The organism is Variovorax sp. 01N425 (genome assembly GCF_056399465.1).
On sequence record NZ_JBFTRJ010000001.1, the window covers coordinates 471,208 to 483,373 of the forward strand.

General features: G+C 65.1%; 10 protein-coding genes. 1 reads left to right on the plus strand and 9 read right to left on the minus strand.

The features are described from left to right. Positions 1-39: 39 nt before the first annotated feature. From AC1DSC_RS02300 to AC1DSC_RS02310, 3 genes are read right to left on the minus strand one after another with little or no spacing between them, the layout of a single operon-like run. Entirely contained in the window at positions 40-678 is a 639-nt protein-coding gene (locus AC1DSC_RS02300; protein WP_012746846.1) for a glutathione S-transferase family protein, read from the minus strand. Further along, on the minus strand, positions 675-1,538 hold the full coding sequence (locus AC1DSC_RS02305) for an aromatic ring-hydroxylating oxygenase subunit alpha (RefSeq protein WP_012746847.1): 864 nt from the start codon (positions 1,536-1,538) through the stop codon (positions 675-677). The genes AC1DSC_RS02300 and AC1DSC_RS02305 overlap by 4 nt, the downstream gene beginning before the upstream one ends. Before the next feature lie 13 nt (positions 1,539-1,551). Further along, positions 1,552-2,229, minus strand: a complete 678-nt coding sequence (locus AC1DSC_RS02310; RefSeq protein ID WP_012746848.1) for a Rieske (2Fe-2S) protein — start codon at positions 2,227-2,229, stop codon at positions 1,552-1,554. A 55-nt stretch (positions 2,230-2,284) separates the two neighbouring features. Between AC1DSC_RS02310 and aroQ the strand changes: the two genes are divergently transcribed. After that, a complete protein-coding gene (gene aroQ, locus AC1DSC_RS02315; protein ID WP_012746849.1) occupies positions 2,285-2,725 on the plus strand; it encodes a type II 3-dehydroquinate dehydratase in 441 nt (146 codons plus the stop codon). Between the two features lie 24 nt (positions 2,726-2,749). On the opposite strand, the gene AC1DSC_RS02320 is transcribed toward aroQ, so the two are convergent. From AC1DSC_RS02320 to grpE, 6 genes are all read right to left on the minus strand, one after another. After that, positions 2,750-4,297: a SpoVR family protein gene (locus tag AC1DSC_RS02320; protein ID WP_012746850.1), complete on the minus strand. Its 1,548-nt coding sequence runs from the start codon at positions 4,295-4,297 to the stop codon at positions 2,750-2,752. Continuing rightward, positions 4,294-5,586 carry a YeaH/YhbH family protein gene (locus tag AC1DSC_RS02325; RefSeq protein WP_012746851.1) on the minus strand — a complete coding sequence of 431 codons (1,293 nt, stop codon included), beginning with the start codon at positions 5,584-5,586 and terminating at the stop codon, positions 4,294-4,296. The genes AC1DSC_RS02320 and AC1DSC_RS02325 overlap by 4 nt, the downstream gene beginning before the upstream one ends. Before the next feature lie 69 nt (positions 5,587-5,655). After that, positions 5,656-7,578 carry a PrkA family serine protein kinase gene (locus AC1DSC_RS02330; protein ID WP_012746852.1) on the minus strand — a complete coding sequence of 641 codons (1,923 nt, stop codon included), beginning with the start codon at positions 7,576-7,578 and terminating at the stop codon, positions 5,656-5,658. Positions 7,579-8,238: 660 nt separating this feature from the next. Next, the gene (gene dnaJ / locus AC1DSC_RS02335; protein WP_012746853.1) at positions 8,239-9,375 is read right to left on the minus strand and encodes a molecular chaperone DnaJ; all 1,137 of its coding nucleotides are present in this window, start codon (positions 9,373-9,375) and stop codon (positions 8,239-8,241) included. A 97-nt stretch (positions 9,376-9,472) separates the two neighbouring features. Continuing rightward, the gene (gene dnaK / locus AC1DSC_RS02340) at positions 9,473-11,410 is read right to left on the minus strand and encodes a molecular chaperone DnaK (protein ID WP_012746854.1); all 1,938 of its coding nucleotides are present in this window, start codon (positions 11,408-11,410) and stop codon (positions 9,473-9,475) included. 112 nt (positions 11,411-11,522) lie between these two features. Next, entirely contained in the window at positions 11,523-12,098 is a 576-nt protein-coding gene (gene grpE / locus AC1DSC_RS02345; protein ID WP_027730027.1) for a nucleotide exchange factor GrpE, read from the minus strand. Between the last annotated feature and the right edge of the window lie 68 nt (positions 12,099-12,166).

Genomic DNA, 12,166 nt, shown 5'->3' on the forward strand with positions numbered 1-12,166 from the left:
CGCTTCAGGGCAAAGGGACAAGGATAGCGAGGCCGGCGTTCAGGCCGCCCCGGCGGCAAAGATACCCGACATTCCGATGAAGCCGGGCAGGTGGCGAAAGTTCCAGATCCAGTGTCGCAGGGCGGGGTATTCGTCCAGCGAAATGCCGCCTTCGCCAGCGAGGGCCGCATAGGGAAAGCAGGCCAGGTCGGCCACGGTCGCATGCGGGCCGGCCAGCCACTGGCGGCCCTCGCTGGCGCGCTCGGCCAAATGGTCGTCCAGCAGGCGGAAGGCCGCATGCGCGCCGCGCCGGCAGGCCTCGATGTCGATGTTCTCGTAGCCGAAGGCGTCGTGCAGCCGCGCGGCCGAGGCGGTGCGGGTGAGCTCGTCGGCCATGGCAAACCACATCGCGGCCTGGCCGCGCAGCTGCGGATCGGCGGGGTACCAGCGGCCCTCGGCGTCGTGCTTGCTCGCGAGATAGACGAGGATGGCCTGCGCGTCGCGCAGCAAGAAGCCGTCGTCGTCGATCACCGGAAGCTGGCCCAGCGGATCGACCTCTGCCAGGAACGCGGCCGACCGGTGCTCGCGGCCCGGATGGAAGTCGACCGGCACGCGCTGGTAGTCGAGGCCGAGCCAGGCAAGCATCTGCCGCACCTTGAAGCAGTTGCCCGACAGGGCGTAGTCGTAGAGCCGGATCATGCCGCCTGCCTCACGCCAAAGCGCATGCCGCGCTCGCGCAGCCAGCGCCGGTAGGTGACGGAGGAGGTGTCGCCTCGCGTCGGCGTTTCGGCGCGGCCTTCGAGCGGCATGCGCTTGAAGGCGTGGTTCTCCAGGATCGGCTTGTCCTGCCCGAAGATCGTCTGCTGGAACGCGATGAGCTCGGCATCGGTGGAGCTGTCGTCGTAGCAGGCCAAGAGCGTATGGGCGATCACGTGCTCGTCGTCCAGCGGCTGCAGGAACAGGCCGATGGCATCGAGCTCGCCGTCGCGCGAGCTCGACTTGTAGAGCATGGCCGAGAGCGGCTGCATCACCCGGTACTTGTAGAGCACTTCGCTGCCGCTGCCGTGGGCGGCCGAGGCGCGGGGCTGCCAGAAGCGGCAGTCGGTGGCCCAGATCTCGTGCGTGGCGGGATCGACCTGCACCTGGTACTTGGCCACTTCGGTGTGCGGCACCTGGCCCAGGAAGCCGGCATGCACGAAGGGGAAGTGCGCCATGTCGAGGAAGTTCTCGATCACGCGCAAGCCCGACACCGCCACGCCGATGGCGCCGCAGTCGATGATGCGGCGCCCGGCTTCGCCGTATTCGGGAAAGTCGAACAGCGGCCGTGCGGGCCGGCCGCTCGGGCAGACCCAGAGATGGCCGTGGCGCGCCTGGACCGAGAGCGCGCGTGTGCCGAGCCGGCATTGCGGCATGTCGGCGTCATCGGTCCACAGCTGCAGCGTTTCGCCGAGCAGGCGAACTGCGCGGGGCCGCGCTTCGGAGCTGCCGGCGAGCGCGGCCGCGGGGCCTGCGACCAGCCAGTCGTCGAGCATGTTGGGGTCATCGGTGACGAAGGGCATGGGGTTCTTCCGGTCAGGCTTGCGGCTGCTGTTGTTCTTCGATTTCGCCGCGCAGGGCGCGCGCGGCGGCGTGCAGCTTCTTCATGGCGCCGCTGCCGGGCGCGGCGGGCGTCCAGAGGTGAATGAAGGCGAGCTGCGGCTGTGCATCGAGCATCAGCGCGGCGGCATCGACCTTGCCGAGCGCGCCGCGCAAAGCAGGCGGCGCCTCCGACCCGAATCCGCGCGCCGCGAGCGCATCGCGCACGCGGGCCACGCCGGCGCGCACGCTGAGCGTGCGGCAGAACGACCACCCGGCCGGCACGGCATCGCCCGGCGGCGGAGAAGGCGGCGTCTCGGCCGCGAGGCTCACCCACAGCATGCCGGCCGCCTCGGCCGCATGGAACACCTTCGCGCACACATTGCGCGGCGCTGGCATGCCGGGATGGGCGGGAATGCTCGCGCACTGGCCGTTTCCGGCGTCGTATTGCCAGCCGTGGTACGCGCAGGCGAGGCGGTCCTGCAGCACCTGCCCCAGCGTGAAGCGCACGCTGCGGTGCGGGCAGCGGTTTTCCCAGGCCTGCGCGGCGCCGCTGGCCGCACGCCAGAGGGCCAGCTCCTGGCCTTCGGCAAAGCCCGCGACGATGTTGGCGCCGGGGCGCAGTTCGGCCGAGCGGGCCACGGGATGCCAGGTTGGAATGCTGTCTGTGCTCATGATGCGCACCACCTTAGCGCAACCATAATGGCGGCATCCCAGGAAGCCATTCACCATGAAGAAAATACTCGTCCTCAACGGCCCCAATCTCAACCTGCTCGGCACCCGCGAGCCCGAGCAATACGGACGCGACACGCTGGCCGACGTCGAGCGCCTGTGCCAGGAGGCCGGCGCAAAGCACGGCGTGGAGATCGAATGCCGCCAGTCGAACCACGAGGGCGTGCTGATCGACTGGATCCACGAGGCCGGCCGCGAAGTGGCCGCGGGCCACATGCTGGGCGTGGTGATGAACCCGGGCGCCTACACCCACACCTCGATCGCGCTGCACGACGCCATCAAGGGCGCGAGCGTGCCGCTGATCGAGCTGCACATCTCGAACGTGCACGCGCGCGAGGAATTCCGCCACCACTCGTACATCTCGCCCGCGGCGCGCGGCATCATCGTGGGTCTTGGCGTGAAGGGCTACGTGCTGGCCATTGCGGCCCTGGTGCCCTGACGAGCCCGCTGCGGCGCCGGCCGCTCAGTCGGTTTGCCGCGGGGCCGCGGCCTTCCAGCTGCGGGTGATGTGGCCCTGGGCATCGACGCTCTCCAGGTGCACGTCGAAGCCCCAGAGCCGCGCGACGTGCTTGAGCACCTCTTCGGCATCGTCGTGCAGCGGCAGGTTGTTGCGCTGCGTGTGGCGCAGCGTCAGCGCGCGATCGCCGCGCATGTTGACGTTCCACACCTGGATGTCGGGCTCCCTGCTGCCGATGTCGTACTGGCGTGACAGCGATTCGCGCAGCGCGTGGTAGCCGCTGTCGTCGTGGATGGCGGACACCTCCAGCTCGGGTTCGCTCTGGTGGTCGCGGATCGCGAACAGCCTGAAATCGCGCATGGTCTTGGGACTCAGGAACTGGCCGACGAAGCTCTCGTCCTTGAAGTTGCGCATGGCGTAGTCGAGCGTCTTGACCCAGTCGGTGCCCGCGAAGTCGGGGAACCAGCGGCGGTCTTCCTCGGTGGGCTTTTCGCAGACGCGCCGCAGCTCGGTGAACATCGAGAAACCCAGTGCATAGGGGTTGATGCCGCTGTAGGCGCGATGCCCGACGGGCGGCTGGAAGATCACGCCGGTGTGCGAGCTGAGCCATTCCATCATGAAGCCGTCGGCGAGCTGGCCGCGGTCGTACATGGTGTTCAGCAGGGTGTAGTGCCAGAACGTGGCCCAGCCCTCGTTCATGACCTGGGTCTGGCGCTGCGGATAGAAATACTGCGCGATCTTGCGCACGATGCGCACCACCTCGCGCTGCCAGGGCTCGAGCAGCGCGGCGTTCTTCTCGATGAAATAGAGCAGGTTCTCCTGCGGCTCCGAGGGGAAGCGGCGGGACGAGTCGGATTCGGTGGTGTGTTCGCTCTTGCGCGGCAGCGTGCGCCAGAGGTCGTTGACCTGCTGCTGCATGTAGCGCTCGCGTTCGGCACGCTGCGTGCCTTCCTGCGCCAGCGAGCGCTTCTGCGGGCGGCGGTAGCGGTCGACGCCGTAGTTCATCAGCGCGTGGCAGGAGTCGAGCAGCTGCTCCACCGCATCGAGGCCGTGCCGTTCCTCGCATTCGGCGATGTAGTGCCGCGCATAGACGAGGTAGTCGATGATCGAGGACGCATCGGTCCACATCCGGAACAGGTAGTTGCCCTTGAAGAAGCTGTTGTGGCCATAGGCCGCATGCGCGATCACCAGGGCCTGCATGGCCATGGTGTTTTCTTCCATCAGGTAGGCAATGCAGGGGTCCGAGTTGATGACGATCTCGTAGGCCAGCCCCATGTGGCCGCGGCGGTAGTTCTTTTCAGTGGCGATGAACTGCTTGCCGTACGACCAGTGGCGATAGATCATGGGCATGCCGACGCTGGCATAGGCATCCATCATCTGCTCGGCGGTGATCACCTCGAGCTGGTTGGGATACACGTCCAGGCCGAAGCTCCTGGCCGTCTTCGCGATCTCGGTGTGGTAGGTCTCGATGAGATCGAAGGTCCAGTCCGACGGACTGGGCAGGCGTTCCAGGCGTTCGGTGCCGCGCGCGAGGGGAGGGTGGTCGGAGGTCATGCGGGCACTCCCTCCTTCTTGAAGAGGTCGCGGAAGACGGGGTAGATGTCCCGCGCGTCGGAGACCTTGCGCATCGCAAAATTGGGCTCGATGCCTTCGAGCTGCGCGTATTCCTGCCACAGGTTCTGCTCGGTCTCGGCCACCTGCACATAGGCGTAGTAGCGCACCACCGGCAGGATGTGGTCGACCAGCAGCTCGCGGCAGCGCCCGCTGTCCTGGTGCCAGTTGTCGCCGTCGCTCGCCTGCGCGCCGTAGACGTTCCACTCGCCGCTTGGATAGCGCGCCTTGATGATCTCGTCCATCAGCACCAGCGCGCTCGACACCACGGTGCCGCCGGTTTCGGTGGCATGGAAGAACTCTTCCTCGGTGACTTCCTGCGCCTGCGTGTGGTGGCGCAGGAACACGAGGTCGATGGTTTCGTAGTGCCGCGTGAGGAACATGTACAGCAGCATGAAGAAGCGCTTGGCCATGTCCTTGCGCGCCTCGTCCATCGATCCCGACACGTCCATGAGGCAGAACATCACGGCCTTGGCGCTGGGCACGGGCGTCTTCACGCGGTTGCGGTAGCGCAGGTCGATCGGATCGATGTAGGGCACGTGGCGCGAGGTGCGGCGCAACTCGGCGATCCGCTCCTCGGTCTCGAGGATTTCCTTCTGGATCAAGGGCTGCTCGACCTGCGGATGCTGCCGCAGGTGCAGCAGGTGCGTCTCCAGTCGGCGCAGCTCCTTGCGCGGCTCGCCGCCCAGCGCGATGCGCCGCGCCAGGGCGCCGCGCATCGAGCGCACCACGTGCAGGTTGTTGGGCGAGCCATCGCTCGTGAAGCCGGCCCGGTGGCTCTTCCATTCGGGCACCTCGGCGATCTGGGTGCGGATGAGGTGCGGCAGCGCCAGGTCATCGAAGAACACGCGCATGAACTCCTCGCGCGTGAGGCGGAAGACGAAGTCGTCCTCGCCTTCGCCGCTGTCTGCGGCCTCGCCGCTTCCCGAGCCGCCGCCGGCCTGCCCCTCCGGACGCGCAATGCGGTCGCCCTTCAGGTATTCCTGATTGCCCGGGTGCACGTACTCGCGGTCGCCGCCGCGGGCATGGCCGAAGACGGGTTCGGACACGTCGTGGCGCGGCAGGGTGACATCTTCGCCTTGCTCCAGTTCGCGGATGTTGCGCCCGCTGACCGCGCGCCGCACAGCCTCCTGGATCTGCCCTCGGTAGCGCCTGAGGAAGCGCTCGCGGTTGCCAATGGACTTGTTCTTGCCCGAAAGCCGGCGGTCGATGATCTGCTGCAGGATGGCCACGATGTTGTCAAAGCTCCTTGCAAAAAGGGGGCGAAGCCTGCTGTGGGGCTCCGCCGCTGTGAACTGCCGCTATGAACTCTTGCGCACGCGCAGGTACCACTCGCAGAGCAGGCGAACCTGCTTGGCCGTATAGCCTTTCTCGACCATGCGGGTCACGAAGTCCTCGTGCTTCTTCTGCTCGTCGGCGCTGCTCTTGGTGTTGAAGCTGATCACCGGCAGGAGTTCCTCGGTGTTGGAGAACATCTTCTTCTCGATCACCGCGCGCAGCTTCTCGTAGCTGGTCCAGGCCGGGTTGCGGCCGGCGTTGCCGGCGCGCGCGCGCAGCACGAAGTTGACGATCTCGTTGCGGAAGTCCTTCGGATTGCCGATGCCCGCGGGCCGTTCGATCTTCTCGAGCTCGGCGTTGAGCGAGGCGCGGTCGAACACTTCGCCGGTGTCCACGTCGCGGAACTCCTGGTCCTGGATCCAGTAGTCGGCATAGGTGACGTAGCGGTCGAAGATGTTCTGGCCGTACTCGCTGTAGCTCTCCAGGTAGGCGGTCTGGATTTCCTTGCCGATGAATTCCGCGTAGCGCGGCGCCAGCAGCTCCTTGATGTAGCTGATGTACTTCTGCTCGGTTTCCGGCGGAAACTGCTCGCGCTCGATCTGCTGCTCGAGCACGTACATCAGGTGCACCGGGTTGGCGGCCACCTCGGAGCTGTCGAAGTTGAACACCTTCGAGATGATCTTGAACGCGAAGCGGGTCGAGACGCCGCTCATGCCTTCGTCGACGCCGGCGTAGTCGCGGTATTCCTGGATCGACTTGGCCTTGGGGTCGGTGTCCTTGAGGTTCTCGCCGTCGTAGACCTGCATCTTGCTGTAGATGCTCGAGTTCTCGGGCTCCTTCAGCCGCGTGAGCACCGAGAGCTGCGCCATCATGCGCAGCGTGCCCGGGGCGCAGGGCGCCTTGGCGAGCGACGAGTTGCGCACCAGCTTCTCGTAGATTTTGATTTCTTCGGAGGCGCGCAGGCAGTAGGGCACCTTGACGATGTAGATGCGGTCGAGGAAAGCCTCGTTGTTCTTGTTGTTGCGGAAGGCCTTCCATTCGCTCTCGTTGCTGTGCGCCAGCACGATGCCGTCGAACGGAATGGCGCCGAAGCCCTCGGTCCCTTTGAAGTTGCTTTCCTGCGTGGCCGTGAGCAGCGGGTGCAGCACCTTGATGGGCGCCTTGAACATTTCCACGAACTCCAGCAGGCCCTGGTTGGCCAGGCACAGGCCGCCCGAATAGGCGTAGGCGTCGGGGTCGTCCTGCGCATAGGTCTCGAGCTTGCGGATGTCGATCTTGCCGACCAGCGAGGAGATGTCCTGGTTGTTCTCGTCGCCCGGCTCGGTCTTGGCCACGGCGATCTGCCGCAGTACCGACGGGTAGCGCTTGACCACCTTGAACTGGCGGATGTCGCCGCCGTACTCCTCGAGCCGCTTCACGGCCCAGGGCGAGAGGATGCGGTTCAGGTAGCGGCGCGGGATGCCGTATTCCTTTTCGAGGATCTCGCCATCTTCGGCGGCGTCGAACAGGCCGAGCGGCGTCTCGTTGACCGGCGAACCCTGGATGGCATAGAAGGGCACATGCTCCATGAGCTGCTTCAGGCGCTCGGCGATCGAGCTCTTGCCGCCGCCGACCGGGCCGAGCAGATAGAGGATCTGCTTCTTTTCCTCCAGGCCCTGCGCGGCATGCCTGAAGTACGACACCACCTGCTCGATGGCGTCCTCCATGCCGTAGAACTCCTTGAACGCCGGGTAGATCTTGATGACCTTGTTCGCGAAGATCCGCGAAAGCCGGGAATCGTTGCGCGTGTCGACCAGCTCGGGTTCGCCGATGGCCTTGAGCATCCGCTCGGACGCAGTGGCATACGCGGTGGGGTCGCGTTTGCAGATATCCAGGAAGTCCTGCAGCGAGAGAACTTCCTCGCGGGTGCGCTCGTAACGGGCGGCAAAGTTGCTGATCACATCCATGGTCACGCCTCCATCAGGTCTGCGGGTTTATTGGACCCGAAGCCAGCAGCCGCAACGCGTAGCAACTTTTTAAAGGTGTACCGCCCATGGCTGCAAGCCATCGAAACTCCCTTAATCTCCATCTGCACAAACAGCATAAAGCAAAGAGTGCACCCGGAAAATTCTTTGTTAAATCAGAACCACAGTGCCGAGTAAAGTTCCTGAGAAAAACCCGCAGCATTTGGCAATTCCAGCTAAATTTCAGGGTTCGGGCTATCGATCTCAGCGCCACCCTGCCGCCCAGTGAAAATACCTATGGCGATCGGCATATGCAGTCATTGCATCTTTTCCGGCGAAAGCACCTCCTAATGAGCCCCCGGCGGCTCAAAGCAGTTACACACCAATAACGCGCCGGGTCGTGTTTAGGTTTATTGCTCAATCGAAAAATATATAAAAGCAATCTGCGCGCCATCTTTTGATGGGCATGTCGCGCATGTGGGCGTGGGAAAGCGCGCCAAGGCGTGGTCGGCGGGGTTCCGAGGGGGTGTCGTCAATGGTGCGCGGCACCGAACGAGGTCGGCAGGCACCGTTCGCGTGCGCGAAGCAGCGCGGCACCCAAGCGAGTGCGCGCCGCGCTTTCTAACTGCTTGAAAAGACAGGGGAATCGGCTGCGCCGGGCCTTCAGCTGAAGAATTCCTTGGCCTTGTCGAACCAGCCCTTGTCGGTCGGGCTGTGCTTGTCGCCGCCCTTCTTGAGCGATTCGTCCAGCTCCTTGAGCAGCTTGCGCTGGTGCTCGGTGAGCTTGACCGGCGTTTCGACGCGCACGTGGCAGTACAGGTCGCCCGGATAGCTGGAGCGCACGCCCTTGATGCCCTTGCCGCGCAGGCGGAACTGCTTGCCGCTCTGGGTGCCATCGGGAATGTCGATGGCGGCGGCGCCCTTGAGCGTGGGCACGCTGATCTCGCCGCCCAGCGCCGCGGTGGTCATGCTCACGGGCACGACGCAGTGCAGGTCGTCGCCATCGCGCTCGAACAGCTCGTGCTTCTTGAGCCGGATCTCGATATACAGGTCGCCCGGCGGCCCGCCGTTGGTGCCCGGTTCGCCGTTGCCGGTGCTGCGGATGCGCATGCCGTCGTCGATGCCGGCCGGGATCTTGACCTCGAGCGTCTTGTTGTTCTTGATCTTGCCCTGGCCATGGCACACGGTGCAGGGCTCGGGAATGATCTTGCCGCTGCCGTGGCAGGTCGGGCAGGTCTGCTGCACGCTGAAGAAGCCTTGGCGCATCTGCACGGCGCCGGCGCCGTGGCAGGTGGTGCAGGTGATGGGCTTGGTGCCAGGCTTGGCGCCGGTGCCCTTGCAGGTGCCGCAGTCGTCCCAGCTCGGGATGCGGATCTGCGCTTCCTTGCCCTCGGCCGCTTCTTCCAGCGTGACCTCCATCGCATAGCTCAGGTCGCTGCCGCGGAACACCTGGCGCCCGCCGCTGGTGCGCCCGCGCGCGCCGCCGAACACGTCGCCGAAGATGTCGCCAAAGGCCTCCGCAAAGCCGCCGAAGCCTTCGGCACCGGGGCCGCCGCGCATGTTGGGGTCGACGCCGGCGTGGCCGTACTGGTCGTAGGCCGCGCGCTTCTGCGCGTCAGACAGCATTTCGTAGGCTTCCTTGACCTCCTTGAACTTGGTCTCGGCGTCCTTGGTGGTATCGCCGTGGTTGCGGTCCGGGTGGTGCTTCATCGCAAGCTTGCGATAAGCCTTCTTGATTTCCTCCTCGCTCGCGTTCTTGGGAACGCCGAGGGTTTCGTAGTAGTCGCGTTTTGTGGCCATGGCTGGTTCGGTCGGGGCGGGCGGGAAGCCGTAACTTGAAGCGAGAAAGGCTGGAACACCCGGTCAGGTGGTCCAGCCTCGTTCGAAGGACTGAAGATCAGCCCTTCTTGACTTCCTTGACCTCGGCGTCGACCACGTTGTCGTCGGCCGGTGCGCTTGCAGCTTCCGGGCCAGCAGCGGCACCCGGGCCGCCGGCGGCGCCTGCCGCGGCCTGCGCATCGGCATACATCTTTTCGCCGAGCTTCTGGCTTGCGGTCATCAGCGTGTTGGTCTTTTCCTCGATCGAGGCCTTGTCCTCGCCCTTGAGGGCTTCTTCCAGATCCTTGATCGCGGCTTCGATCTTTTCCTTCTCGCCGGCGTCCAGGCTCGCGCCGTGCTCGCCGAGCGACTTCTTCACGCTGTGCACCATGGCTTCGCCCTGGTTGCGGGCCTGCGCGAGCTCGACCTTCTTCTTGTCCTCGGCCGCGTTGAGCTCGGCGTCCTTCACCATCTTCTGGATCTCGTCTTCCGACAGGCCCGAGTTCGCCTTGATGGTGATCTTGTTTTCCTTGCCGGTGCCCTTGTCCTTGGCGCCCACGTGCAGGATGCCGTTGGCGTCGATGTCGAAGCTCACCTCGATCTGCGGCGTGCCGCGCGCTGCCGGCGGGATGCCCTCGAGGTTGAATTCGCCCAGCAGCTTGTTGCCCGAGGCGATCTCGCGCTCGCCCTGGAACACCTTGATGGTCACGGCCGGCTGGTTGTCCTCGGCGGTGGAGAAGGTCTGCGCGAACTTCGTCGGGATCGTGGTGTTCTTCGTGATCATCTTGGTCATCACGCCGCCCATGGTCTCGATGCCGAGCGACAGCGGGGTCACGTCCAGCAGCAGCACGTCCTTGCGGTCGCCCGAGAGCACCTGGCCCTGGATGGCGGCGCCGACGGCCACGGCTTCATCGGGGTTCACGTCCTTGCGCGGCTCCTTGCCGAAGAAGGCCTTGACCTTTTCCTGCACCTTGGGCATGCGGGTCATGCCGCCGACCAGGATCACGTCGTTGATGTCCGACACGCTGATGCCGGCGTCCTTGATGGCCAGGCGGCAGGGCGCGATGGTGCGCTCGACCAGCTCGTCGACCAGGCTTTCGAGCTTGGCGCGCGTGAGCTTGATGTTCAGGTGCTTCGGACCCGAGGCGTCGGCCGTGATGTAGGGCAGGTTGATGTCGGTCTGCGCGCTGTTCGACAGCTCGATCTTGGCCTTTTCGGCGGCTTCCTTCAGGCGCTGCAGCGCGAGCACGTCCTTGCCCAGGTCCACGCCTTGCTCTTTCTTGAACTCGGCAATGATGTAGTCGATGATGCGCTGGTCGAAGTCTTCGCCGCCCAGGAAGGTGTCGCCGTTGGTCGACAGCACTTCGAACTGCTTCTCGCCGTCGACATCCGCGATTTCGATGATCGAGATGTCGAAGGTGCCGCCGCCCAGGTCATACACGGCGATCTTGCGGTCGGCCTTGTCCTGCTTGTCCAGGCCGAAGGCCAGCGCCGCGGCGGTCGGTTCGTTGATGATGCGCTTGACGTCCAGGCCTGCGATGCGGCCGGCGTCCTTGGTGGCCTGGCGCTGCGCGTCGTTGAAGTAGGCCGGCACCGTGATCACGGCTTCGGTCACGGGCTCGCCGAGATAGTCTTCGGCGGTCTTCTTCATCTTGCGCAGGATGTCGGCGCTGACCTGCTGGGGCGCGATCTTCTTGCCGCGCACTTCCACCCACGCGTCGCCGTTGTCGGCCTTCGCGATCGTGTAGGGCATCAGGTCGATGTCCTTCTGGACTTCCTTCTCCTCGAACTTGCGGCCGATCAGGCGCTTGATCGCGTACAGCGTGTTCTTGGGATTGGTCACGGCCTGGCGCTTGGCCGAGGCACCGACCAGCACTTCGCCGTCTTCCTGGTAGGCCACGATCGACGGCGTGGTGCGCGCACCTTCCGAGTTCTCGATCACACGCGTGGTGTTGCCTTCCATGATCGACACGCACGAGTTGGTGGTGCCGAGGTCGATGCCGATGATCTTTGCCATGTTCTTACTCCTGAAAGCCTGAAAAATATGTTGTTATGAACTTGTGGATAACCCGGCGCGATTCAAGGTATGAAGCGGGGATTTCCTGTGGGAATCGTGTGTACCGCGCCGCTTACTTGGGGGCGCTGACCGTGACCAGCGCCGGGCGCAGCACGCGGTCGTTGATGGTGTAGCCCTTCTGGAGCACGGTCACCACGGTGTTGGGCTCCTGCTCGGGAGCGGGCACCACCGAGATGGCCTGGTGCTGGTGCGGGTCGAACTTGGCGCCGGGGGCCGGGGCCACCTCGATCACCTTGTTGCGTTCGAGCGCGCTCTTGAGCTGGCGCAGCGTGGCTTCGGCGCCTTCGCGGATCTGCTCGGGCGTGGCGTCCTTGACGGCCAGGCCGGCTTCGAGGCTGTCGGTCACCGGCAGCAGGCTCTCGGCGAAGGCTTCGACCGCGAACTTGCGCGCCTTGGTGATCTCGTCGTCGGCGCGGCGGCGGGCGTTCTGGACGTCGGCCTGGGCGCGCAGGTACTGGTCGGACAGCTCGGCGTTCTTGGCCTGCAGGGCAGCGAGTTCGCCCTGGGCCACGGCCAGCGCATCCTGCGCCTCCGCTTCGTTGGCAGCCTGTGCGGCTTCCAGTTCTTCGGGGCTTGGCTCGCCTTGCAGCATTTGCGAATTCTGTGCGGATTGTTGCGGGTCAGACATTTTTCAAAGAACCGGCGGGGGGCCGGGAAACAAACGATAGCCAGCCACTTGGGGCTGGTCAGGGGCTT